This is a genomic window from Acinetobacter sp. X9, from assembly GCF_054889255.1.
Genome location: NZ_CM142679.1, coordinates 2,906,693 through 2,931,821 on the forward strand (window position 1 = coordinate 2,906,693; position 25,129 = coordinate 2,931,821).

A 25,129-nucleotide genomic window follows, 5' to 3' on the forward strand; every position below is an offset into this window, starting at 1 on the left:
ATTTTCCTCTTAAGCTTGTGGATCTGGGAACAATGGACGATTCCCGGGACTAATACGATTAATATGTAAGAACGTCATATGTCTTTCATATTTATCTAAAATATCGTTAATGACCTGTTCTTTACTGTAACCGACCAGATCGTTATCTTGAGAGCCATCATAAAGATAGGTTTCAAGTCGGAAATAGAACTGTTTGCCTCGTTTTACACGCTGGCTAAAGTTCGGCGCGCTATAGCGTACAGGCCAGATCTGATAAACAAAGTTTTGCTCTTCTTCCAAATGGATAGTGAGATCTAGATGGTAAAGCGTATCTTCATCTTCAAGCGGGGTTTGCTGCACGTCCACATTCATACCCTGCTTAATCAACTCATCAGCAACAGCCTGAACAGCTGGCAAACACACCGTATCTAGCATGCGGTGTGTTTCAGTGGTTCCCGGATGATGCATCACTCGAGTTAAACGCTGTTTCCAGTTCAGAATATCAACGTTCCCTACGACTGGCGCTGCATTCATACTGCGACTAGCATGCCTGTAATCTTCAAGTCTGAGGGACTTATAAAGCCCTGCCATCACAAGAAACATCACAAAACTAAACGGCAACCCCATAATAATAGTTGCGTTTTGTAAGGCGGTAATGCCGTTGGTCATGAGCATGGCTAATGTGAGTAAACCAATCGCCACAGCCCAAAAAACGCTTAGCCAACGTGGAGCATCATTATCGATATTAGTAAGTTTAGTCGTGAAGTTACCTAAAACCAGCGCTCCCGAATCGGCAGAAGTCACGTAGAACAAAAGCCCAGTTACGGTGGCAATTGAAGCGATAAAGGTAAAGCCCGGATATTGTGCTAACAGGTCATAAAAACCATGAGCCGGATTTGCTAACACCGTTGCTGCTAAGGTTTGGTTGCCTTCAAAAATAACACTGTGCAGTGCGCTATTACCAAAAATAGATAACCATGTGAGTGTAAATAGAAGTGGAATAATTAAGGTACCGCATACAAACTCACGAATGGTACGCCCTCTTGAGATACGTGCCAGAAAGAGTCCTACAAATGGAGACCAAGCAATCCACCACGCCCAGAAGAAGAAAGTCCAACTACTCATCCACTCTTTAGGCTGTTCAAAAGCAAAACTTTGTAATGCTAAAGCAGGGAAACGAGTTAAATAGTCACCAATATTTTGGACAAGGGCATTGAGTAAAAACTCGGTATTTCCCAAGAATAAAATAAACAGCAATAACCCGACCGAAACATAAATATTGATTTCAGATAAAATCCGCAGGCCTTTATTGACGCCGGATGTCACCGAAATAACGCTAATACCCACCGCAACAGCAATCAGGATAAATTGCATCCAGATATTTTCTGGTAACCCCAATAACACATGTAGGCCATAATTCAGCTGTACTACTCCAATCCCGCAGGTCGTCGCAATACCAAAAATTGTCCCGATCACGGCAGCTGTATCAACACTATGCCCAATTGCCCCATTAATTCTTTGTCCAAAGATTGGATAAAGTGCAGAACGAATGGTAAGCGGCAAATTATAACGATAGCTGAAATATCCCAATGACATACCAATCAAGGCATACATACACCAGCCAGTTAAACCATAGTGAAACAATGTCCAAACCATACTTTGGCGTGCTGCTTCATAGGTTTGCCCTGCTCCGACCGGAGGTTGCATGTAATGAGATAGTGGTTCAGCGACCGAGAAGAACATGAGGTCGATACCAATACCCGCCGAGAACAGCATGGCAGACCAACTGAGTAAACTAAACTCAGGCTTGGAATGCTTAGGTCCTAATTTGATACTGCCATATCTTGAGCAAGCAATGAAAATCACGAAGGCCATATATAGTGTTGCAGCCAGCAGATAATACCAACCAAAGGTTGAAGTTACCCACTGAAGCACGGCATTCATGACTCGATTTGCAAAATCGTTGAACAAAAACGTGACGAGAGAAAAAATTAAAATAAGTACAGCTGAAAAATAAAAAACCACACGGTTGAGCGGGTCTTTTTTAGATTTAGATAATGTTAAATCATCAACTGCTCTTGGATTATCTGTTGCCATACAATCCTCAAGGAATAAAATAAAAACAAAATATTTAATTTCGTCTTTTCACTCTTATTTAAAACAATGAAAAGACGACTTTAAACGCAAAAAAATAATATATAGATGTGATCGATTGAGGTTATAAAACCTCGGTCACTTTATTCTGGTCACAATTCGATGGGACTGAAATGTCTTTTGAAACAGCTAACTGTTTTTTCACTAATTGAGGGTCAAAATCATCTTGCTTTAACGCTTTGGCTAAACCAAACATATAAAGCAAAATAATGACTGAAAATGGTAAACCACATAACACCACAGCACTTTGCATGGAGTTAAAACTACCGGCTAATAGCAAGCCAATACTTACAATGGTAATTACCACAGACCAAAAGACGCGTAACCAGATCGGTGAATCACTATCATTGGTGCCCCCTTTTGAGGACAAATTAGCGATCATTAGTGTACCAGAGCCAACTGGTGTCAAAAATAAAACGAAACAAATTACAACAACAATACCCGCAACGTAAGGATTAAACGGCAGATATTCGAGTAATTTAAATAAAGATAATGCTGGATCAGTTAAGACCATATCACCTAATACTTTCTGTTTTTGCTGCAAGATTAAATAAATTGCAGTGTTTCCAAAAACCGAGATCCAAGCCAGTGTAAAGCCGAGTGGAATCAGGCATACACCTAATACTACTTCACGAATGGTACGTCCTTTTGAAATGCGGGCAATAAACATACCGACAAAAGGCGCCCAAGCAATCCACCAAGCCCAATAAAATACAGTCCACGAACCCAACCAGCCACTGGCTTTTTGATTGTATAAATACATATCAAAACTTTTACCAATAAAATTATTGAGATAATCGCCCGTATTTTGCACCAGACCATTTAATAAATGGTTTGTCGGACCTGTTAAAAATACAAATAAAAGTAAAGCATATAGCAAACGTAAATTAATACGCGACAACCATGCCAAACCTTTTTCAATACCCACCACTGTCGTAATTGTGGCAACGAACATCATGATGAGCACGGCAGTAATTAAGGTCGCTGAGTTATCCGGAATTTGCGGCAGTAAATAACAAATGCCCGATACAAGCACCAGCGCTCCAATTCCCAAGTTGGTGACCAAGGAAATGACCGTCGCTAAAATCCCAAAGCCATCGACAAAATCACCCACCAAGCCATGCACTCGCTCTCCAAAAATTGGGTAAAGCGCCGAGCGAAGTGCCAATGGTAAGTTTTGTCTGAAAGCAAAATAACCTAAAGTAACTCCGAGCAATGCATAGAGCACCCAGCCATGAATCCCCCAATGCAAAAAGCTATACGTCATCGCATTACGGGCTGCTTGAATCGTTCCTGCCTCACCTTCTGGTGGTCTTAAAAAATGGTCAACAGGTTCGGCCACACCATAATAAAGTAGCGCAATACCAATCCCTGCCGAAAACAGCATTGAAGTCCAAGCCAAATAACTAAACTCAGGTTTGTCGTCATCTTTTCCTAAAGGAATCTGTCCTACTTTTGAAAAAGCGAGCCAAGCGACAAAGCCCAGACACAGCACAATAACCAACATGTAATACCACCCGAAAAAGTGATTTACTTGCTCTTGTACATAGGTCAACCAAAACTGACTTTTTTCTGGAAACAGCACAAAAAGTAGGCCAAAAATGCCGATACTGATGGCTGAACTCCAAAATACGAAACGATTTAACCGAATATGGTCTGAAGAATATCCATCACTTTTCAACACCATCTTATTGCTCCTTGCAATCGGTGTATTTTTCTCAAAATAACGTGATAAGTAATGTACTTATGCGCATCATCCTATCCTTTAGAACCTTTGATTTCACTTCTTTCTTTTTAGAAGCATGTTCAAAAATTCATTGATTTTTACATATCATACTTGTTATTGATTGAACGTTCAATCAATAACAAGTATGATAAAAAAGTGCTATGATGCTCTGCAAGTTAACATGTTGAATTTTAAGCACCCATAAAAGTGCTGATGTGGACAACCATGACAAAACGCAGAGTAAAACCAGAACATGTGCGACGTGAAGAAATCATGAACGCTGCACTCGACGTAATTTATGAAGTGGGGTTATCCAATACCACCATTGCACAAATTGCAAAAAAAGCCGAGCTGTCGACCGGCATTGTCAGCCATTACTTTGGCGACAAACAGGGGTTGATAAATACCTGTATGCAAGAAATGTTAAATGTTCTGCGTCGTAAAACCGAACAGTACAGAGCAGAAGCAGATTCGCATCCAGAGAGCCAAATTAAGGCCATTATCGACTCTAACTTTGACATTAGTCAGGTCAATGAAAAAGCAATGCGGGTCTGGTTGGACTTTTGGTCAGCAAGTATGCATGTACCAGACTTAAGCCGCTTGCAAAAGATTAATGATCAACGCCTGTACTCCAACTTAAAGTTTTATTTTCTTAAGTTAATGGATGAACAACAGGCCAGTGTTGCCGCTAGAGGTTTGGCAGCATTGATTGATGGATTATGGTTACGAGGCAGTTTAAGCCGTCATAACGAATTTGACAGCAATCTTGCTCGTTCCATTGCTTACGATTATGTACAAACGCAATTGCAATTTGCGAACAAGCCTTTGCAGGAGAGACAAAATGAGTGATGTACAAGTTCATCAATTGTATATCCATGGACGCTACGTTAAAGCAACCAGTGGTAAAACATTTAATAGTATTAACCCTGCCAACGGCGAGACAATCGCGACTCTTCAACAAGCTTCTGAACAAGATATTGAAGCCGCTGTACAAAGTGCCCAACAAGGACAAAAAATCTGGGCTGCCATGACTGCCATGGAACGTTCACGTATTTTACGTCGTGCTGTCGACATTCTTCGTGAACGTAATGATGAGCTTGCCCGTCTTGAAACACTCGACACAGGTAAAGCTTTTAGCGAAACATCTACAGTCGATATTGTGACTGGCGCAGATGTACTCGAATACTACGCAGGACTTGCAACCGCCATTCAGGGTGACCAAGTTCCGCTTCGCGAATCAAGTTTCTTTTATACACGCCGTGAACCTTTAGGCGTAGTTGCCGGTATTGGGGCTTGGAACTATCCAATTCAAATTGCTCTATGGAAATCTGCCCCTGCCCTTGCTGCCGGCAATGCCATGATTTTCAAACCAAGTGAAACCACTCCACTCACTGCATTTAAACTTGCAGAAATCTATACAGAAGCTGGCTTACCAGACGGTGTATTTAACGTGGTTCAAGGCGCTGGCCGTGAAATTGGTCAGTGGCTTACTGAACATCCTGTGATTGAAAAAATCTCATTCACTGGTGGTGTGGAAACTGGCAAAAAAGTCATGGCAAGTGCTGCGGGCTCTACGCTTAAAGAAGTGACTATGGAACTCGGTGGTAAATCTCCACTGATTATTTGTGAAGATGCTGACCTGAACCGTGCCGCAGATATTGCCGTTATGGCAAACTTCTTTAGCTCAGGTCAGGTATGTACTAACGGTACACGCGTATTTGTTCCAAAATCACTTTTAGCCGACTTTGAAAAAGCTGTTGTAGAGCGTGTAAAACGTATTCGCATTGGCGATCCAATGGCTGAAGACACAAACTTCGGACCGCTCACTAGCTTCCCTCATATGGAAAAAGTGTTGTCTTTCATTGAGTCAGGCAAACAACAAGGCGCTAAAGTGTTAATTGGCGGTGGCCGCGCAACTGAGGGCGAACTTGCCAAAGGCGCTTATGTACTACCGACAGTATTTAGCGACTGCACTGACCAGATGGCGATTGTTCAAGAAGAAATTTTTGGACCTGTCATGAGCATCTTAAGCTATGAAACTGAAGAAGAAGTCATCCGCCGTGCCAACGATACCACCTTTGGTTTAGCTGCTGGCGTTGTTACTCAAGACATCAGCCGTGCTCATCGCATTATTCACCAAATTGAAGCTGGTATTTGCTGGATTAACACTTGGGGCGAATCGCCTGCCGAGATGCCAGTCGGTGGCTATAAACAATCTGGTGTAGGCCGTGAAAATGGCTTAACTACGCTTGGGCACTATACTCGTATCAAATCTATTCAAGTTGAACTTGGTGATTATCAAAGCATTTTTTAATGCCTCCATCGCTTTAAACACTTCAACCTAAATCACATATGCCGAGCAGTCTTTATAGATTGCTCAGGCAAACTGTTAGTAAAAAAAGGATAGTTATGAATATTAAAGAATATGATTACATTATTATTGGCGCAGGATCTGCCGGAAATGTACTCGCTGCGCGTCTTACTGAAGACAAAGATACCACTGTTTTACTCTTAGAAGCGGGTGGACCAGATTATCGCTTGGATTTCCGTACACAAATGCCGGCAGCTTTGGCCTACCCTCTTCAAGGCCGTCGCTATAACTGGGCTTACTTAACCGACCCTGAGCCACACATGAATAACCGTCGTATGGAATGTGGTCGTGGTAAAGGTTTAGGTGGTTCATCTTTAATTAACGGCATGTGCTATATCCGCGGTAACGCAATGGATTTAGAGCAATGGTCAACTCATAAAGGCCTTGAAAACTGGTCTTATGCTGACTGTTTGCCTTACTACAAAAAAGCCGAAACCCGTGACATTGGTGGCAACGACTACCATGGTGATAGCGGTCCAGTATCCGTTGCTACACCTAAAAATGGCAACAATGTACTGTTCCATGCCATGGTTGAAGCAGGTGTACAGGCAGGTTACCCGCGTACTGATGACTTAAACGGTTACCAACAAGAAGGCTTTGGTCCAATGGACCGTACGGTAACCCCTAAAGGTCGTCGCTCAAGCACTGCACGCGGTTATTTAGATATGGCAAAAGGTCGTCCAAACCTCACTATCTTGACCCATGCTACAACCAATAAAATCTTGTTTAATCAAAAGCAAGCGATTGGTGTTGAATACATTATTGGTGCTGACCAAAACAACTTACAACGTGCCTTGGTTAAACGCGAAGTATTACTTTGCGCAGGCGCAATTGCGTCACCACAAATTTTACAGCGCTCAGGTGTGGGTCAAAGTACCTTCTTAAAATCAATGGACATCGATGTGGTTCATGATTTGCCGGGTGTAGGTGAAAACCTGCAAGACCATCTAGAAATGTACTTACAGTATAAATGTAAGCAACCCGTTTCTTTATACCCTGCTTTAAAATGGTATAACCAACCTGCGATTGGTGCCGAGTGGCTATTTAACGGCACAGGTATTGGTGCAAGTAACCAGTTTGAAGCAGGCGGATTTATCCGTAGTTCTGATGAGTTTACATGGCCAAACATCCAATACCATTTCTTGCCAGTTGCCATTAACTACAACGGTAGTAATGCAGTGAAAGAACATGGTTTCCAAGCTCATGTAGGTTCAATGCGTTCGCCTTCACGTGGTCGAATCAAACTTAAATCAAAAGATCCGTTTGAGCATCCAAGTATCTTGTTTAACTACATGTCGACCGAACAAGACTGGCGCGAGTTCCGTGATGCAATCCGAATCACTCGTGAAATCATGCAGCAACCTGCGCTTGATCCATATCGTGGTGAAGAAATTAGTCCGGGCAAACATTTGCAAACCGATGCAGAGCTTGACGACTTTGTTCGTAACCATGCAGAAACAGCTTACCATCCGTCTTGTAGCTGTAAGATGGGTGAAGATGAAATGGCTGTTGTAGATAGTCAAGGTCGTGTACACGGTATGAAGGGTTTACGTGTTGTTGATGCCTCAATTATGCCGCTGATTATTACTGGTAACTTAAATGCAACCACCATCATGATTGCCGAGAAAATTGCAGACCAAATTCGTGGACGTGAAGCATTACCACGTTCAACTGCACCGTTCTATGTAGCATCATAAAATCTGAAAGGGCATATTTCTTATGCAGAGATATGCCCTTAATTTAATCTTTATAGAATCAATATTAATAAGAACTATGTATGACAGAAAATAAGCGCCTGCGAAGAGCTTATTTACATAAATATGGTATGAAATAAAAATTAATCGATTTTTATAGGCAAATATTCTTCAATTGATTTAACTTTAATCAAATCAAAATTATTATTTAAATTTCAAATATTTATACAATATCAATCAACTTAAATTGTCTTATCAAAGCTCAATTTGGTTAAATATAAATCATATTTATGATTTTGATGAACCCCATTTATTATAAAAATTGTCTTGTCAATGCAAAATTAGTCTAAAATATAGAGTGTTTGCGATAATCCCAAGTAATTTTTATTTTTTTCAAGACTCTCTGTTTTAGAGAGTTTACTTTCGCATTTATATCCTTTTTGTCTGGATACGCTGTCTAGGTTTCCTCACACCTTAAGTGACTCAAATAACTTATTTTAAGGTCCCCCTTACATGAAAAAGTTTTTGAAATACCTTCTGGTATTAATCATTCTTATTTTAATTGCAGGTATTGCATTCTTGTTTAGACCAACAACGTCAAAACAAGTTGAAACTGCAAAAGATGAGCCAGTAGTTGATGCTGTTCTTGTTGGCGGCGGCATCATGAGTGCTACTCTTGGTACTTATTTAACTGAGCTTGAACCAAACTGGCAAATTCGTATGTTTGAGCGTCTTGACCAAGTTGCTCAAGAAAGTTCAAACGGCTTTAACAATGCCGGAACAGGCCACTCTGGCTTTATGGAAATGAACTATACCGAAGAGAAAAACGGTAAGATGGAAATTGCCAAAGCTGAAAAAGTTGCTTCTCAATTTGAAGTTGCTAAACAGTTCTGGTCATATCAGGTAAAACAAGGCGTTTTAGCTGAACCGAAATCATTCATTAATCCAGTTCCGCATATTGCTTTCGTTTGGGGCGATAACGTTCAATTCTTAGAAAAACGTTATGCTGCCATGATTCAAAGCCCGTTGTTCAAAGGTATGAAATTTACTGAAGACCCTGCTGTGATTAAACAATGGGCACCTTTAGTCATGAATGACCGTGATCCAAGTCAAAAAGTTGCCGCGACCCGTATGGATGTTGGCTCTGACGTAAACTATGGTTCAATCACTAAACAATTAGTGGGTCATTTAAATCAAAACCCAAATTTCAAATTACAGACATCAACTGAAGTGACTGGCATCAGCCAAAATGATGACAAAACTTGGACTGTGTCTTTCAAAAATTTGAAAACTGGTAAAGTAGATCACGTTAAAACACGTTTTGTATTTATCGGTGCAGGTGGTGCAGCAGTTAAATTATTGCAACTTACTGGTTTACCAGAAGCTAAACAATATGCTGGCTTCCCTGTGGGTGGTGAGTTCTTAATTACTGACAACCCAAAAATTACTGCTGAACACACAGCGAAAGTATATGGCCGTGCTGAACTTGGTGCGCCTCCAATGTCTGTACCACATATTGATACACGTTATATCGACGGTAAAAAATATGTATTGTTTGGACCATTTGCAACGTATTCAAACAAGTTCCTGAAAAATGGTTCTCAGCTTGATTTACTTGCATCAACCAACAAAAACAACGTTTTACCAATGACGACTGTTGGTTTAGAGAACCTTGATCTTGTTAAATACTTGGTTAGCCAAGTCATGATGTCAGATGAAGACCGTCTCAATGAACTTCGTAAGTACTACCCAGATGCAAAAGCTGAAGACTGGCGTTTAAGCCAAGGTGGTCAACGTGTTCAGATCATCAAAAAAGAACCGGGTAAACCTGCAACGCTTCAATTCGGTACAGAAATCTTTGCGTCTAAAGATGGTGCTGTAACTGCATTGTTAGGCGCGTCTCCGGGTGCTTCGACTTCTCCATACATTATGCTTAACTTGCTTGAAAAAGCTTTCCCTCAGCAAACTGAAGGTAAGTGGAACCAGAAGCTTCATGAAATTGTAGTGTCTTATAAACAAGACTTAAGCAAAGATCCTGTGTTACTCGATAAAGTTCGCCAGTACACAAGTTCTACGCTTGGCTTGAACTATACATCTCCGTTCAAAGCTGCAAACGATGAAACTGCTGCTGCCCCAGTTGCAAAAGCAAACTAAGTTTGACGATGTATAAATAAAATTCCAAAAGGATGAATTTCGATTCGTCCTTTTGTTTTTTAAGACCTCAGCTGAGATATTTAGATTCGCTATGACGCCTTTAAGATCATCACCTCGCCTTTTGTCATTTGGTTTTAAGCTCGTGCTTTTTTTGTTGCTGGCTTATCTTTTCCTAAGCGGTTTTTATATATGGATGATTGGTGGTACAGCAATTTACATCAGCTCAGCCGTACTACTTGCCATCACCGCGTATGCATTTAAGCTCGGTAAATATCAAAAGCTATGTTCTGTTTTAAATCTGCTCATCAGTGCAGCGGCGTTATATTTCAGTACAGCTCATTTATTTTTCTCCCCTGCTCAATTCTTTATATTTTTACCTGCCTTATTTTTTGTACTGTTAGCTTTTGCTCGCCTAGAAAAAGTTCGCAGCTTATCTAAGGTTTTATTATTCATTAGTTTATTGATTTGGTCAGGCATACATTTTATGCAACTTGAACAACTTAAAGCGTATTATAAAACGCAGCACACTGGCGAAAGTTGGCAGCAATTTGGCGCGTTATAAGATCATTTTTTATTCAATGTGTTCAAATAAATACCTCATCTTTTTCACGTGAAGTTCATCAGTAAAACTGAACATCGTCTACAGAAATCCTCTTAAGAAAAAATATTCATAACAATCTAATTTATTTAGAAATATATCGAGCATATTCGCGATTGAACACAATCCATCTACACGCTAGATTAACTCAAATATTTTTTCTCCCTTTATGTTGTAATTTATGAAGATTTTAGATGGCGGTTTAGGCCGTGAATTGGCCCGTCGTGGCGCTCCGTTTCGTCAACCAGAGTGGTCTGCGCTTGCACTCATTGAAGCACCAGAAACAGTAAAAGAAGTACATCTCGATTTTATTAACGCGGGTTCAGAAGTTATTACGACTAATAACTATGCTGTTGTGCCTTTTCATATTGGACAAGAACGCTTTGAAACTGACGGCGTGCGTTTAATTCAAGTTGCAATTGAACAAGCAAAAAATGCAGTTAAAGAAAGCGGCAAAAATGTCAAAATCGCAGGCTGCTTACCGCCGTTATTTGGCTCTTACCGTGCAGACTTGTTCCAACCTGAACAAGCTAAAAACCTTGCTGAGCCGATCATTAACACATTGGCACCAGAAGTAGATTTCTGGCTCGCTGAAACCCAATCTTGCTTAAAAGAAGTTGAAACAGTCCATGCATTATTGCCACAAGATGGTAAAGACTATTGGGTGTCATTTACGCTGCAAGATGAGATTAAACAAGAACAAGCATTACTTCGTTCAGGCGAAAATATGCAACAAGTGGCTGAGTTCATCAAACAATCAAATGCCAAAGCAGTGTTGTTTAACTGCTGCCAACCTGAAGTGATCTTGCAAGCAATTAATGAAATTAAAGGACTTATTCCTGAGTCTGTACAAATTGGTGCTTATGCCAATGCTTTCCCACCGCAAGATGAAAGTGCTACTGCCAATGATGGTCTGGATGAAATTCGTAAAGACTTAGACGCTCCAGCTTATCTTGGTTTTGCTAAACAATGGCAGCAAGCAGGTGCAAGTTTAGTGGGTGGTTGTTGTGGTATCGGACCAGAACACATTGCTGAACTTTCTCAATTTTTTAAAGAATAAATGCCATGTCTGCTGCCAAAATCGGATTATTGTCTCTTACAGCGCTGGTCTTTAGTTCTATGGTGGGGTCAGGCGTATTTAGTCTTCCCCAAAATATGGCTCAAGTCGCCAACGGCTCTGCCCTTCTTGTTGCATGGCTCATTACCGGAGTCGGCATTATTTTCTTGGCTCTCTCATTGTTGCATTTAACGCGTCAACGACCAGACCTTGACGGCGGTATTTATAACTATGCACGCGAAGGCTTTGGAAACCTGATCGGGTTTTGCTCGGCGTGGGGCTATTGGTTATGTACTACCATTGGTATTGTCGGTTATGTGGTGATTGCCTTTTCAGGCGTCGGCATGTTTACCGACAGCAAAGACCATATTATTTTTGGTGAAGGTAATACGCTCTATTCACTGATTGGCTCAAGCATTTTTGTATGGCTGGTGCACTGGTTAGTGAGTCGAGGCATTAAAGAAGCTGCGATTGTGAATTTACTGGCAACCATTGCCAAAATTATTCCAATGGTGGTTTTCATCTTCTTTACCTTCATTGCCTTTAAGTTTGATTTATTCAAACTCAACTTACATGACTTTTCTTTGCAAGTTCCACTTTGGCAGCAAGTGAAAGACCTGATGCTGATTACCCTTTGGGTATTTACCGGTATTGAAGGTGCTGTAGTTTTATCATCGCGTGCAAAAAAACGTCATGATATTGGTAAAGCCACTATTTTAGGTGTTTTGCTGGCATTAAGTTTTTACGTGATGGTGACAGTGTTGGCTTATGGTGTGGCAAGTCGCGAAGCGCTTGCAGGCATGCATAACCCATCTATGGCGACCATTTTACAGCAACTGATCGGCTTGCCGGGTACCATCATTATTACCATCGGCTTGATTATTTCGGTTGCATCATCTTATTTAAGCTGGACCTTATTTGCCACTGAAATTCCCTTTTTAGCTGCAAAAAATGGTGCTTTCCCGAAATTATTTTTAAAGAATAATCAAAATAATGTACCGATTTCATCACTTTGGTTGACGACGCTTGTGGTACAAGGGTCTTTAATTGCCGTGTATTTTTTCAATAAAAATTACACTCAACTTTTATTGATTTCATCGGTCATGATTTTGCTGCCTTATTTTCTGGTGTCAGCTTTTTACCTTAAAGAATCCATTCGCCATAAACGCACACCGCATATTGCGATTGCAAGTGTCGCTTCAATCTATGCACTTTGGTTACTCTATGCAGCAGGTTTAGACTTACTGCTGTTGTCTGGTGTGTTGTATTTGGTCGGCTTGGTTATTTTTTCAATCAGCTACTTTGAGCATAAAAAATCGCTCAAACAAAATCAGTTAAATTAATTATTTCAACCACTGTTGACCTAGTTCAGCAGTGGTTTTCTAAAAACAAAAATTTCTATTTTGAAGGCTGCGACTGCTTTAAATGCAATCGTAAAATACGGCGTAATTCTAAAATTGCCTCTGGGCTATTTTGAATTGAATGGCCACCTTTAATAATCAGCTCTGACTGCTCCCCCCCCAAATGTGAACTTTGATAAGGCACAATCCCATCACTGCTTTTTAACTTTTCTGTTGTCCCGTTAATATTGCCCATAATCGAGTGATAGACCACTTGGGGCGATGGTTGAATGGCTTGAGTCAACTGCATAAAGTTAGAAGAGCGACTTAAATTACTCGCCCCATTTTCAATTAAGCCTTTTCTGAGTTTGGTATTTTTCTCATCTCTCATTTCGACCGCAATAAAAAAGTCAGCCGGTAAACGAATAATACGGCGGGCAATTTGGGTAAACCATCGATCAGCGTAGTCTGTACCATGATGCGGTGCCGAAACAAAAACAACTCGATTAAAATATGGCAAAGCCTTGAACTGAAAACGCTCACGAATGATCGGATTTTCTTTTAAACGATTTAACTGCGCTTCATTCATTTTTTGCATGGCTTGCTCTGAAACATCAGCATTACTCACCAATAAACGGCTAATCACGCCGCCCATACTATGTCCGACCAACACTGCATCGTGTGCCGCATAACTGTCTTTCGCAATGGTTTGAAAAGCCTGATTCAACAATGAATAAATCTGAAAACGACTTTCAAAAATCGGCATATTGGTTGAATAAAACACCTGCCAAACCTGATAGTTTTTCCTTAATTCAGCATCGCCCATAATGTCATTGGTTAGGCTCACCCATGCCTCTGGGCTACTTGCTAAACCATGAACAAACACAATAATTTTCTTATTCGGGTTAAAGGGCTCCAGCATATATAAATGCGGCATGATTAAATTGGCTTCTTTATTAATTAAAGACCAATAACCTGCCGCACCTAAATTATATTTCGACAACCAAAGCCCATAAGGAGCCGAATAGTTTGCAGTCAGTGGATAGTCCACACCTTCAATTTTTACACGGTCTTGTCGATATGGATCGAACATTGAAATTTCTAACTCTGCCCCAGCAATGACCTGATCGGCTGTGGCTTTTTGTTTTGGGTATGCAATAGCAGTGGCTGGAAAGAAGCGTGGTAAATGAATATTAGGGTTGGCTTGGTGAGCATAAAAATTATCGGGGTCTAAAATGAAGCCGTGATTTACATCATTTTCTTTACGCCCAACAATAAACTCTGCCCCCAAACCATCCTTACGGTTAACGGTATTAAAACCAGAAAAGTTCATGTTATAGCTGGAGCGAAAAGTATCGACTTCAATTTTTTGTACATCTAACGCGTGGTCAAAATTGACATGGTACTCATGCCCATCTGCTTTCAGCAGTGGTGGAAAACGATGCGTATTTAAATGATTAAAATACGTGGTCATGAGTTTTGACAAGGCGACGTTATAAAAAATACGTACCTGATTTTGGCGATGGTCAAATACCCGATCGAACGGCGACTCTTCAGAGTCAAATAAATAGACATAACTATAGCGTAAGCTTTTATCGAACAGCGCTAACTCTTGCTCAACGCAACTGTTACTTTTATTAATAACATGACACTGGCTACTACGCCCGACATCTAAAGCTTTTGCCAAGTAAATTTCACTCAGCGCAGCATAGCGTTCTTCTCGGCTACTATTTTCGGACAGGCTCTGAATTTTCTTTAAACAATCATCAAAATTTTGTAGGCAAGTTTTTTCATCTTCTTTGACCAAATACAGTAAGTTTTGGGTTTGATGACTTAAGGTACCGTCGGTCAGAATACTTTCATTCTTACTTTTTAAAGCATTGCTTAAATTACTTTCTTTTAAATGAATGACCTGACAACCACTGAGCAAAGCCATTATTGTTATGAATGAATAATGGTAAGACTTTGTCATTGTGCCTTCCTTAATCGAATGTATTCCCCATCTGGTCATTATGCCTGTAAAGCAGTGAACGAACAATTTCGACTCCGCTTTCGTCTTCCTTTATTTCAAAAAAAAGCCTGAACTCATTTTAATTCAGGCTAATTTGTTATTTTTTTAAATCAAGCTTGGTTGAACTTTTGCTGTGAAGCTAAATAAGAGAAATACAAAATGGGTAAGATAAACGGCGCTACACTCCAGAAATCAAAATAGACATAGAGGATCGCTCCCAAGAAAGCACCAATCACAAAACCAATTACAATACTGGCACTTTTTAGAAAACTTGCCCGATTAGCTGCATTATTGTTTTTAAGTAAGTTGGCAATATCAATCCCAAGCTGGGTAGTGTTGCCTGTCATCATGGTGCTTGGGCTAATATTTTTAATAAGGGTTTTGCTTGAAGTATTACGAATAGCTAAAGCAATTAAGCCCAGTCCTCCTGTTACTGCAACTGTTAGTGCATCTGGATTTTTAAATGGCTCGAAGTAAAGCCCTGCCACCATAAAGGCACATAGAAAAATTGCTTCAAATAAAAATAAATAAGACAGCGTTTTGTGCTTGGCCTGACTGCGGTCAATCAACAATTTGGTAATGACAACAGTCAAAATAAATAGTGGAATTGCTGCGAGCTTAATCCATAAACCCGAGCCACCTTTAACCCATGCTGCCCCTGCCAACACTAAGTTTCCCGTCACATGCGCGGTGAAAAAGCCAAACAATGCAATAAAACCAATAGTATCAATTGCCCCACCCACCATAGTGAGTAAAACAGGATCTCGACATATCGCCCATGTACTTTGTTTCTCTTGTTGCATTGAGGTATCAGGCATTACACTTCCTATCAAATATTGGTTTTTTAATTAGAAATTTTTGTCAGAAATTTAATATAAATTTCGATCTTTAATAACAACAGATCTTTATGTAAAAACCTAGCTGTTCATTTTAAGTCAGAGTGTATTTAAAAAAGATACAATGCAATTGGACTTTTTATTTTTAAAGCTAAGGTATTTTAAATGCATCACTAAGATGCATTTAAAAAGTTATCTGTCTGTTGAGCTTGTTTATAAGCATCAATAAACTGATTTTGCGGTATTTCTTGTTTAGGAATAATACAAATTGCTTTATTGGATTAAGTAGGTCGAACAATTCCTCTAGGGATAAAATAATTAGGTGCTTTACCATCATTGAGAATTGCTTGGAAGTCACTGGCCTCAGCAATAAAACCGCCTACTGAATCACAAACATAATTTTCAAAATAGTAAATCACTTCTTTTGGTAAAGTACTTTTGCGATCTCTGCCTTTTATCACATCATACGGTCTTGCGCCTTCTGGTACATAAACATTTAGGGCCTGACGAATATTTTCAAACAAGCCATCATTGAGTTTTGTTATGGCAGTAATTTTTTCTTTTCGCCCTATTCGCTCTCTCGTTTTACGATGAATAAAACGAGCATATCCACCTTCGCGTATCCATTGATGATATAACGCTATTTGGCTCTGCATTTGCTGTTCAAAAGAGGTTCCTCCTTTGACATATCCCATAAAATTATTTAAATCTTGTTGCCATTTGGAATCAAAAGCATAAAATCTTGTAAAAACTATTTTACGTTGCTTGGAAGCACTTAATTCATTCAGGGTAAAAAATTTTAATCCATAAGCACAGGCACGGTTATACATAGCATGTAAAGTAATACGAGACAAACCTAAAATACGTGCCTGTTCCATAGGCATATAACCGCCTCCCACATTAGAATGTACACCAGGGTAAACCTTTTGGTCATGAATAAGCCCTTTTACAGTATTTGCCGTAGGTTTACCTGTGGGAGTTAAAGGAAAAGACTGCCGCATTTCAAGAGACGCGACCAAGTGCATACTATGCTCTATATAGTCTTCAATACGTGTTCTATATAACTCAGGATTTTTATTTTGCCCAGCATTACCAATTGACTCTACTGTGTCAAAAATGCCTAAAAACTTTATTTTTATAGGTTTACCTCTATAAAACAATTTTTTACCACTGCCTGCTCCTTGGGTAGTTACATTCGGTGCATGCTGTAACCAGTTCATAAAAATACGAGCTTCTGTTGCACCACGTGAGAACCCAAAAGCAGAAAGATTAATTTCAGTAATACCATTTTTTTGATAAATTCTTTCTAAATAATCGACTAACTCAAAAATAGCTTTCTGTAAGCGTTGTTGTATACCTAATGCAACACCTAAACCCAAAGCTCCTTGTATACCCTTTCCACTTTCACTGTAACCTTGTTTACGCCACTCAGCATCAGTAATATCAATTTTTTTACCCTGTAACCCTCGTGCAGCAGCAGCGATTTTGCCTGTGTCCACTACTGAATATTTATCAAACTTATACTGAGTACCTAAACCTTCATAATAAAATTTTTGTATTCCTTTTTCTGGTTCTTGTTTGTGTGCTTCAAAAAGGGCCACAACATTGGTCTGATTTAAAGTTGCTGCATCAGCATCTTTATTATTTCCTGTACCATCAAAAAAGAAACTAACCCAAACTGGTACGCGACAAGTTTTGCATGGGCTTTCTGTAGCCTTACCATCTTTTGCTAAAACTTTAGCTGCTATAAGCATATCTCTAACAGAACGAGTTTCATTTTGTATTGCTTGAGTCATAGTCGTTGTCTTGATATTTTAAAATTTTTTAATCAGGAAATTGGATACGGGCTGCTTCATTCTCAGGAATCTTGTTCCACATCTGAGGTGAACTTAAAGTCACTTTTTTTGCTTTATCCCCAAGTGCTTTATCAAATAAATCTTTTCTAAAACTTGGCCAACGCATAGTCACTTCTATGACCCCAGTATTATTTGGAAAATAATGTAAAACTGCATATGAACGTGGAGTGTCTTTCAGGTTTTCTACAGGAACTTTAATATGGTACTGTTTATAGCCATCCCCCCGATCGGTATAAAAACTTACATCGGCAGTATTACTGTTTGCCACTAAATGAACACAACAAGCTGATCCTGAACCACCTACACTACCTAATCGTTCTGCTCCATCAGCAATAGTACTTCCTTTACCATTGACCTGAATTTCGCCAAGCCCCTCCGTACTATAGTTATAAACCATAAATGTTAAATCGACCGTTTCGGCTTGACAGGCAACCATGAGCGGAAGTATTGCTGCTGACAGCACTAATTTAAAAATATTCTTCATTATTTCATTCCAATTTGTCATATTTAATCTGGATACTCTATTCGGGCTGCTTCATTTTCAGGAATCGTACTCCACATTGTTGGAGAATCTAACTGAATATTTTTTGCTTTATTCCCCAGTGCTTTATCAAATAAATCCTTACGGAAACTTGGTCTACGCATTGAAACCTCTATTACCCCTGTATTATTTGGGAAATAATGTAAAACTGCATATGATTGGGGAGTGTCTTTGAGGTTTTCTACGGGAACTTTAATATGGTACTGCTTGTAGCCTTCACCCATATCCGTATAAAAGCTTACATCGGCAGCATCACTGTTTGCCAGTAAATGAACACAACAAGCAGTTCCTGCTTCCCCAATACTACCTAAACGTTCAGCCGCATCAGCAATCGTACTACCCTGACCGTTGACTTGAATTTCTCCAAGCCCCTCAGTACTATAGTTATAAACCATAAATGTTAAATCGACCGTTTCGGCCTGACAGGCAACCATGAGTGGGAGTATGGCTGCACAACATAATATTTTTAAAGGGTTTATCAATGTATTATCTCTGTAATAAATATATTTAGACTTGAACTTCTTGATATCTTTTATACCAATCGTCTAGCTCTTCTAAATCAATTTCATCAGTCGTTTTTTGAAAACTCATTGCTGTCATTTGAGTTTTATTTAAAGCTTTTTTAAAAGGCCCTTCAGCAAGAAGGAATGTTCCAAATTTGTGATATAAAGTACTAAATAAAATTTCATCTTCAAAACTGATCAACTGTTGTTTTTTAGCCTCTTTAAGCAAGTTTATTGCTATTTCATAGAGCTGATAAAAAGGTAACTCTTTTAAATTTTCATCATATTCTTTTAATAGAGGCATTAATCGCATTGGCTTAAGGTTAATATTGATGTCTTTAAACTCATCTTCTGAAAAACTTAATGTAGTAAGAATGGAGTGATTGGTTGGAAAATTATCTAAACGATGAAAAGTATTATCAATATTTTGCCAAATCCAATAGTTAATTTTAAAGGATAATATTTTTCTCCATTTCAATTCATTTAATACACTTACCGTTGCATGAAAAGCAAAATTGTCTTGAAATCGAAATAAAGCACTTTTTCCATTAGGTTGCTTAATTTCCATAAGTTCATCAAGATGTTCTTTAATTTGTTCAATTTCAAAATAAGAATTGAAGAAATTTAGCCCACCTTGGTCTCTAATGTTTTTAATTAGCTCAATATTTTTAATACATTCTTCGTGAGTAAAAGAATAAAGTAGTGCTCCATTTTCTTGTAGATTTTCAGAAAAATCTGAGTAGAGGTTTATTTTCTGCCCGCCATCAAATGGAAAATCCTTACAAAAGCTATCCACACCTGAAAAAGAACTACTATCAATTAAAAAATAATAAAAGCTTTCATCAATCTCTTCTGTAGGTGCAAATATATTTTCCAAAAAATCTGGCGATTGAGTAAAAATTTCCATGACTATCCCTCAAAACCAATGAAGGCTTCATGTGATTCACTCGCGTTCTTCATACAACTTGCAGTTTTCTCTTTAAATGACCACGTTAGTTTTGGTAAGTCAGCCTTTGCACCACTCAAAAAGACATGCTGCCCTGCTTTAACCTCAAATTTTCCAGTAGTGGTAATAAATACACCACTTCCATTGATTTTGATTTGGGATTCTTTAGCAGTTAAAGTAATTTCTTCTGGCGAAGTGAGTTCAATATTGGATTTAACAGACAAAATTTTAACAACCTCATTCGCAATCATTTCAATTGATTTTTCATGAGTTTGTATTTCTAACTTTCCTTTGGCACTAATAATTTGCATAAGGTCTTCATAAGAAAAAAGACTTAGTTTCTTTTGACTTGCTAAAACCGTATTTTGATCACTCATCAAATTAATATTTTCTTTAGCTGAAATATGAGTATTTGACTGACTTTGAAGAAGAATATTTTTAGATGAGTTTAAGGTAATATCTGCTGGACTCGTTAGAATAATAATCGCTTCTTTTAACGTTTGTACTTCTGTCTCTTTACCTGCTGCCTCTAAAGCCTCAATACTTTTTGTCAATGTCGCTAAAGCATCTAATGCCATGACTTTATGTTCTTTTACATTATCTTCTAGAACTGTATTCCATTCTTTATGTGTTTTTAAATCAGCAATTGTCTGCTCTATATTAAGCGCATCATGAGCTGCATTTTTTTGTTTATATGTTGAAATCAGTAAACCGTCACCTGCGCGTACAGCTCCCCATTGATCAGTTCTAAGTTCAAAGCCTTCTCCCCGACCTTCGCTTGTAGCGCTGTCTTTAGGATGACTTAAGTTACCTAGATTTAACTGACTCGCCCCATGACTACTGTGGAGTTGAGTACTAATTTGCCCAGTCGTATCATCAAAACGAAGTTGGTTAAATCCAGACCCACCTACCTCTTTAGAGCGAATACCACTTAACTTTTTGGTATCGGGTAGCTGACCTTTAATATCAAATTTTGTGGGTGACCGTTGCCCTTCATGAATTCGGCCTGTAACAAATGGACGATCAATATTTCCATCAAAAAAGTCTATTACAACGATTTCACCCACTCGTGGCAAAAAGCGAGCACCGTATCCTTCCCCTGCCCATGGCGTTAATACATCCACCCAAGCCGAGTCAGTATCATTGTCATTACTTCCTGCACCTCCATCATGTTGATGATCATCGGTACGGGTAAATAAAAAACGAACCTTGATACGGCCCCATTCATCTACATGAATTTCTTCTCCATCTAAACCCACTACTTTGGCTCGTTGCACATGGGCCGAGGGGCGATGTATTAATGGCTCAAACTCTGGAACAATATCAATATAGCGGCGTACAACCATGAGTTCATTGGCTTGTCTTTCTTGCGCTCGATCATGACTGACTTGCCAATGGCTCAAACTTAATAGTTGCTCAACTTGATCACGTATATCTTTAGGCAGATTATTCTGGTTATAAAACCGCTTACTTAAAATCAAAAATTCTTTATCAGAAATTTCATGATTTCTTTCAAGTTCAGGGTGTTCATTTAACTGAAACCAATAGCCAACTTGAGCATCTCGTACACTACTTTGAGCAATAAAATATTTTGCCTGTAAAGCTTGATATTGATTTAATTGTTTATTTAGTTTTTCAATCTGACTATTGCTTGAAGTAGTTGCCTGATCTTCTCCATTTAGATCCGCAATCCAAGCAGGTGACATTGTCCATGCCTGTTCAAGACTTAAACTTTCATTATCACGCTGTGAACTATGTTGATGTGCACTTAAAACACTGCCACTTGCATCTTCTTGATTTAAATTATCTGCTTGCCAACGTTGAAGATGGATTGCCGTGGGTTGCAACTGTCTTTGTGCAATAAAACTGGTAATACTGTCATTTTGTTCAGTTGCATTGCTTCTATGATAGCGAATAGCTCGGCGCTCTAAGATTTTATACTCGTGATTATGATCAATAAGACGTAATTTTTGAGGCTCAATCGTCTGGCTATTGCTCAAAACCATAGCCTCTGATTCATCAATTAACCAGTTGATACCTTCTTCCCGCATAAGACGGGTTAAATATGCATAATCACTTTCATTTGACTGCATAGAAAAAGGGCGAACATCATAATTCTTCGTTAAGCCACTGCTATCTATTTGTAAACTAGCGGCAAATAAGGGGCTTTTGTTTTGCCATTCTTTAAAAATAATCTCAATTATTTCTACCGCACTTTTGTTCATAAACACCCGACTATTACGTCGTTTGTGCCATAAACTGGTCGCATCTTGCATAGTCAGTTTATATAGACAAAGAGCGCCATCGCTTTGCCCTTGACTCGCCCCTGTGATAATTCCTGTTGTTCTAAATAATTTACCCGAATCTGTTACTTGTTCTACTGCAACCTGACAACCTATAAACTTCTTTAAAGAAATATAAGGATCCGTTGATAAACAAATAAGCTCCGCAGAGAGACCTTCATTAATTGCATGAAAACCATCAATACGTTGTAAAAAAACCTGACTATTTATTTCAGGATTGGCAAGATAAATATGCAGTGCCCGTTTTTGTGAAGCAAAACCAATTTTGTCTAAGAAATCAAAGATATTATTTAACACTGTTATTTTAACCACAAATGATCCATTTTATTTTAACAAATAGATACAATGCACTCAAACAAAGAAGCTTATAGATTTTTAATAAACTTAAATATAATCAACAGAATAAATAGAATAATATTTTTGTATTTAAAAGTTATTTTAAAATAATTTTCTTGTCTTATTTATAATTATGATGTGTAAGACATATTATTTTTACTTAATAATATTTATACATTTCTAAAACCTACATGACGTATTCAGTTAGAAATTTTAATGTCAAATCAATTTGACCTCCAAAACTGTTCTAACTATGATGAAGCCGCTAGTTGACATCAACTGGTTTTGGATCTGAAAAAGTTATGCCAAAATATGGATAATCAATAACAACAATCACGAGTAGATATATGTCACTTTATAATTTTTTAGTTTTTTTAGGCGGATTATTATTTGTATCTGTTGCCTTCGCGGGTCAAAAAAACAGTCCTCATCGTGATTTCTATTTGAAATGTATTGCGGCTGGTCATAGCCGTGCAAGCTGTACATGCATTTATCATCGTTTAGAACGTCAATACTCCCCTAAGCTCATGCATAAACTTGGAAGTTTGAGTTTACAAAGCCCTGAGATACCACGTGATTTTATAAAATCCATGAGGCGTACTATGCAACAGTGCCAGTCATAAAGTTATGGGTTGATTAAAGCAAATCAGCCAAATTCCTAATTTCTTCCATCACTGCCTTACACGCAGGCGTTAAATAGCCGTGCTTAGAAATAGACAAAGAAATATAACGCTTGAGTGCGGGGTTAATAATTTTCGCAGCTTGAATTGAGGTGTATTGGCTAGCCTTCTTTAACGCTTGTGGCCCCAGCATGGTATACATGCGAGACTCGGAAACCAAATGGGTTTGCAAACTAATCGAGTCAGCTTCAAACACAATATTTAGTTCTACCCCATTTTCATAGGCCATGTGGTCTAAAAAATTGCGCCAGTTACTTGGCCTGCAAAACGTGACTAGCGGTAACTCACTTACTTCTTTAAATTCGACTTCTTTTGCCTGAGTAAGCGCATCACCTTCGCAGCCGACCAAGTAAGTATCGGCTTGGCTAAGATAAACATCGCCCTGTTTAGGCGTTGGGTTAAACCGATAGAGAATAGCTAAATCGACGCTGCCATCTTCAAGCCATTTTTCTAAATGCACGCCTTGCCCTTCACGCACCGACAGTTTAATTAGGGGATATTTCTCTTGAAGCACTTTATACAGGGTCGATAACAACGGATGTGCAGTAGACGGCAAACTGGCAATACGAACCGTCCCGATCGGGGTATCGGTCGAGTGCAAAATTTCATTATTCAGTTGGTCGGTCACGTTTAGCCATGAACGAATTTTAGGAAGTAAATGCTGGCCTAAATCGGTGAGTTCGACGCCGCGTCCGGTTCGGTTAAACAAACGGCCACCACACTGCGCTTCAAGTTCATTCATTTGCCGACTAATTTGCGGTTGGTTGGTGTTATGCAGCATCGCGACTTTGCTTAAGCTACCGAGTTCCACCGCATCTAAAAATATTTTCCATAATTCATAATTCATCGATTCTTCCTAAATCGTAAATAAGCAGCATTTTGAGCTATACATTTTCAGTATAACTGAAATTCAAGAATTGGTAATTCCTACATAGCTCACCTATTTCTATACTCCAATCATGTTCTCTACAACACGATTTAAGTCAGATTAAGAACCAGAGAATATTTAATTACACTGTATAGGAAGTACGATTATGAGTTTAGATTTACGTGGATTAACCCCAGCACCTGTAACTCCTTTTACCCGTGACGGACAAGTAGACCATAATGCAATTCAACGTTTAGGTTCATGGTTAGGCAGTATTGATGGTGTGAAAGGCTTGGTTGTTCTTGGGCATGCAGGTGAAGGAACATTCTTGTCGCAAAAAGAACAAATGCAGGTCATCGAAAGCTTTGTTAAATCGGTAGATGACAAAATTCCGGTAATCGCAGGGATTACACTCGAAGGTACTTCGGTTGCAGCAGAAGAAGCAAAACGTGCAGTGAGTGCGGGTGCTTCGGCAGGTTTGATTTACCCTTCACATGGCTGGTTGCGTTTTGGCTATCAAAAAGGCGCACCGCAAGACCGCTATAAAGCGATTTATGAAGAAAGTGGTTTACCATCTATTTTATTCCAATATCCAGATGCAACAAAGGCCACTTACGACCTAGAGACTCTACTCGATATTTCTGCACAGCCAGGCGTATTTGCCATGAAAAATGGTGTGCGTAATATGCGCCGCTGGGATGTCGAAATTCCGATTATTCGCCGTGAACGCCCAGACTTACAAGTGTTGACGTGCCACGATGAATATTTGCTTCACACCATGTTTGATGTAGACGGCGCTTTGGTTGGCTATGGCAACATTGCTCCTGAACTTTTAATTGAAATGATTAAAGCAGGCAAAGCTAAAGATTATGCCAAAGCACGTGCTATTCACGATCAATTATTACCAGTGACTCTCAACGTTTATCACCGTGGTTCACACATGGAAGGCACGGTCGCGCTTAAACATGCACTGGTTGCTCGCGGAATTTTGGACCATGCCACTGTGCGTTCGCCACTGCTTCCACTTGCAGATGGTGCTGAGCAAGAAATTCATGATGCGATGCGTCAAGCCGGAATTGGCAAGGTCAATTTAACCCAAGCCGTTGCTTAAATTCTATTCGGGCTAGCATGTACGCTAGCCTTTTTTTCCTGTACGCTGCCTGAGGCCAAACATCG

The 25,129-nt window shown here is 39.2% G+C and carries 19 protein-coding genes; 9 read left to right on the forward strand and 10 right to left on the reverse strand.

What is annotated here, in order from left to right; genetic code table 11:
- Nucleotides 1-9 precede the first annotated feature (9 nt).
- Together ACYU0V_RS13870 and ACYU0V_RS13875 are read right to left on the reverse strand one after the other, a co-directional pair.
- Nucleotides 10-2,076, reverse strand: a complete 2,067-nt coding sequence (locus ACYU0V_RS13870) for a choline transporter (RefSeq protein WP_033848536.1) — start codon at nt 2,074-2,076, stop codon at nt 10-12.
- Nucleotides 2,077-2,197: 121 nt separating this feature from the next.
- Nucleotides 2,198-3,820, reverse strand: a complete 1,623-nt coding sequence (locus ACYU0V_RS13875; protein WP_005070761.1) for a BCCT family transporter — start codon at nt 3,818-3,820, stop codon at nt 2,198-2,200.
- 264 nt (nt 3,821-4,084) lie between these two features.
- On the opposite strand from ACYU0V_RS13875, the gene betI reads away from it, so the two are divergent.
- The 7 genes from betI (at nt 4,085) to ACYU0V_RS13910 (ending at nt 13,076) form a co-directional block, all read left to right on the forward strand.
- A complete protein-coding gene (gene betI / locus ACYU0V_RS13880) occupies nt 4,085-4,708 on the forward strand; it encodes a transcriptional regulator BetI (RefSeq protein WP_005070763.1) in 624 nt (207 codons plus the stop codon).
- On the forward strand, nt 4,701-6,173 hold the full coding sequence (gene betB / locus ACYU0V_RS13885) for a betaine-aldehyde dehydrogenase (RefSeq protein ID WP_064784314.1): 1,473 nt from the start codon (nt 4,701-4,703) through the stop codon (nt 6,171-6,173). The genes betI and betB overlap by 8 nt, the downstream gene beginning before the upstream one ends.
- 95 nt (nt 6,174-6,268) lie before the next feature.
- Nucleotides 6,269-7,927, forward strand: a complete 1,659-nt coding sequence (betA, locus tag ACYU0V_RS13890; RefSeq protein WP_461847921.1) for a choline dehydrogenase — start codon at nt 6,269-6,271, stop codon at nt 7,925-7,927.
- A gap of 510 nt (nt 7,928-8,437) precedes the next feature.
- Nucleotides 8,438-10,078, forward strand: coding sequence for a malate dehydrogenase (quinone) (gene mqo, locus ACYU0V_RS13895; protein WP_068930621.1), 1,641 nt, complete (start codon nt 8,438-8,440; stop codon nt 10,076-10,078).
- A gap of 91 nt (nt 10,079-10,169) precedes the next feature.
- Nucleotides 10,170-10,640, forward strand: a complete 471-nt coding sequence (locus ACYU0V_RS13900) for a hypothetical protein (protein ID WP_461847923.1) — start codon at nt 10,170-10,172, stop codon at nt 10,638-10,640.
- A gap of 217 nt (nt 10,641-10,857) precedes the next feature.
- Nucleotides 10,858-11,736 carry a homocysteine S-methyltransferase family protein gene (locus ACYU0V_RS13905; protein ID WP_461847925.1) on the forward strand — a complete coding sequence of 293 codons (879 nt, stop codon included), beginning with the start codon at nt 10,858-10,860 and terminating at the stop codon, nt 11,734-11,736.
- 5 nt (nt 11,737-11,741) lie between these two features.
- Nucleotides 11,742-13,076 (forward strand): basic amino acid/polyamine antiporter, encoded by a 1,335-nt coding sequence (locus tag ACYU0V_RS13910; protein WP_461847927.1) that lies wholly within the window; start codon nt 11,742-11,744, stop codon nt 13,074-13,076.
- Nucleotides 13,077-13,131: 55 nt separating this feature from the next.
- Here the strand turns inward: ACYU0V_RS13910 and ACYU0V_RS13915 are convergent, their stop codons facing one another.
- The 7 genes from ACYU0V_RS13915 to ACYU0V_RS13945 form a co-directional block, all read right to left on the reverse strand.
- The gene (locus ACYU0V_RS13915) at nt 13,132-15,045 is read right to left on the reverse strand and encodes an esterase/lipase family protein (RefSeq protein WP_342063262.1); all 1,914 of its coding nucleotides are present in this window, start codon (nt 15,043-15,045) and stop codon (nt 13,132-13,134) included.
- Between the two features lie 149 nt (nt 15,046-15,194).
- Entirely contained in the window at nt 15,195-15,902 is a 708-nt protein-coding gene (locus ACYU0V_RS13920; protein ID WP_151283381.1) for a YoaK family protein, read from the reverse strand.
- Between the two features lie 299 nt (nt 15,903-16,201).
- On the reverse strand, nt 16,202-17,716 hold the full coding sequence (locus tag ACYU0V_RS13925; RefSeq protein WP_342063263.1) for a T6SS phospholipase effector Tle1-like catalytic domain-containing protein: 1,515 nt from the start codon (nt 17,714-17,716) through the stop codon (nt 16,202-16,204).
- Nucleotides 17,717-17,744: 28 nt separating this feature from the next.
- Nucleotides 17,745-18,260, reverse strand: a complete 516-nt coding sequence (locus ACYU0V_RS13930) for a hypothetical protein (RefSeq protein WP_419369529.1) — start codon at nt 18,258-18,260, stop codon at nt 17,745-17,747.
- 23 nt (nt 18,261-18,283) lie between these two features.
- On the reverse strand, nt 18,284-18,799 hold the full coding sequence (locus tag ACYU0V_RS13935; protein ID WP_419369530.1) for a hypothetical protein: 516 nt from the start codon (nt 18,797-18,799) through the stop codon (nt 18,284-18,286).
- Nucleotides 18,800-18,824: 25 nt separating this feature from the next.
- A complete protein-coding gene (locus ACYU0V_RS13940; protein ID WP_373883350.1) occupies nt 18,825-19,727 on the reverse strand; it encodes a DUF4123 domain-containing protein in 903 nt (300 codons plus the stop codon).
- Between the two features lie 2 nt (nt 19,728-19,729).
- The gene (locus ACYU0V_RS13945; protein ID WP_461849950.1) at nt 19,730-22,366 is read right to left on the reverse strand and encodes a type VI secretion system Vgr family protein; all 2,637 of its coding nucleotides are present in this window, start codon (nt 22,364-22,366) and stop codon (nt 19,730-19,732) included.
- A gap of 386 nt (nt 22,367-22,752) precedes the next feature.
- Here ACYU0V_RS13945 and ACYU0V_RS13950 point away from each other — a divergent pair, with 386 nt between their 5' ends.
- Nucleotides 22,753-23,028: a hypothetical protein gene (locus ACYU0V_RS13950; protein ID WP_461847933.1), complete on the forward strand. Its 276-nt coding sequence runs from the start codon at nt 22,753-22,755 to the stop codon at nt 23,026-23,028.
- Between the two features lie 13 nt (nt 23,029-23,041).
- On the opposite strand, the gene ACYU0V_RS13955 is transcribed toward ACYU0V_RS13950, so the two are convergent.
- Complete coding sequence (locus ACYU0V_RS13955) at nt 23,042-23,932, reverse strand: LysR family transcriptional regulator (RefSeq protein WP_069122436.1); 891 nt, start codon at nt 23,930-23,932, stop codon at nt 23,042-23,044.
- Between the two features lie 187 nt (nt 23,933-24,119).
- Between ACYU0V_RS13955 and ACYU0V_RS13960 the strand changes: the two genes are divergently transcribed.
- Nucleotides 24,120-25,064 carry a dihydrodipicolinate synthase family protein gene (locus ACYU0V_RS13960; RefSeq protein WP_461847935.1) on the forward strand — a complete coding sequence of 315 codons (945 nt, stop codon included), beginning with the start codon at nt 24,120-24,122 and terminating at the stop codon, nt 25,062-25,064.
- Nucleotides 25,065-25,129: the final 65 nt, after the last annotated feature.

What these genes read in the sequence shown, in the direction of transcription:
- ACYU0V_RS13870 (WP_033848536.1), bottom strand. Translation starts at nt 2,076, where the DNA reads ATGGCAACAGATAATCCAAGAGCAGTTGATGATTTAACATTATCTAAA.
- ACYU0V_RS13875 (WP_005070761.1), bottom strand. Translation starts at nt 3,820, where the DNA reads ATGGTGTTGAAAAGTGATGGATATTCTTCAGACCATATTCGGTTAAAT.
- betI (WP_005070763.1), top strand. Translation starts at nt 4,085, where the DNA reads ATGACAAAACGCAGAGTAAAACCAGAACATGTGCGACGTGAAGAAATC.
- betB (WP_064784314.1), top strand. Translation starts at nt 4,701, where the DNA reads ATGAGTGATGTACAAGTTCATCAATTGTATATCCATGGACGCTACGTT.
- betA (WP_461847921.1), top strand. Translation starts at nt 6,269, where the DNA reads ATGAATATTAAAGAATATGATTACATTATTATTGGCGCAGGATCTGCC.
- mqo (WP_068930621.1), top strand. Translation starts at nt 8,438, where the DNA reads ATGAAAAAGTTTTTGAAATACCTTCTGGTATTAATCATTCTTATTTTA.
- ACYU0V_RS13900 (WP_461847923.1), top strand. Translation starts at nt 10,170, where the DNA reads ATGACGCCTTTAAGATCATCACCTCGCCTTTTGTCATTTGGTTTTAAG.
- ACYU0V_RS13905 (WP_461847925.1), top strand. Translation starts at nt 10,858, where the DNA reads ATGAAGATTTTAGATGGCGGTTTAGGCCGTGAATTGGCCCGTCGTGGC.
- ACYU0V_RS13910 (WP_461847927.1), top strand. Translation starts at nt 11,742, where the DNA reads ATGTCTGCTGCCAAAATCGGATTATTGTCTCTTACAGCGCTGGTCTTT.
- ACYU0V_RS13915 (WP_342063262.1), bottom strand. Translation starts at nt 15,045, where the DNA reads ATGACAAAGTCTTACCATTATTCATTCATAACAATAATGGCTTTGCTC.
- ACYU0V_RS13920 (WP_151283381.1), bottom strand. Translation starts at nt 15,902, where the DNA reads ATGCCTGATACCTCAATGCAACAAGAGAAACAAAGTACATGGGCGATA.
- ACYU0V_RS13925 (WP_342063263.1), bottom strand. Translation starts at nt 17,716, where the DNA reads ATGACTCAAGCAATACAAAATGAAACTCGTTCTGTTAGAGATATGCTT.
- ACYU0V_RS13930 (WP_419369529.1), bottom strand. Translation starts at nt 18,260, where the DNA reads ATGAAGAATATTTTTAAATTAGTGCTGTCAGCAGCAATACTTCCGCTC.
- ACYU0V_RS13940 (WP_373883350.1), bottom strand. Translation starts at nt 19,727, where the DNA reads ATGGAAATTTTTACTCAATCGCCAGATTTTTTGGAAAATATATTTGCA.
- ACYU0V_RS13950 (WP_461847933.1), top strand. Translation starts at nt 22,753, where the DNA reads ATGTCACTTTATAATTTTTTAGTTTTTTTAGGCGGATTATTATTTGTA.
- ACYU0V_RS13955 (WP_069122436.1), bottom strand. Translation starts at nt 23,932, where the DNA reads ATGAATTATGAATTATGGAAAATATTTTTAGATGCGGTGGAACTCGGT.
- ACYU0V_RS13960 (WP_461847935.1), top strand. Translation starts at nt 24,120, where the DNA reads ATGAGTTTAGATTTACGTGGATTAACCCCAGCACCTGTAACTCCTTTT.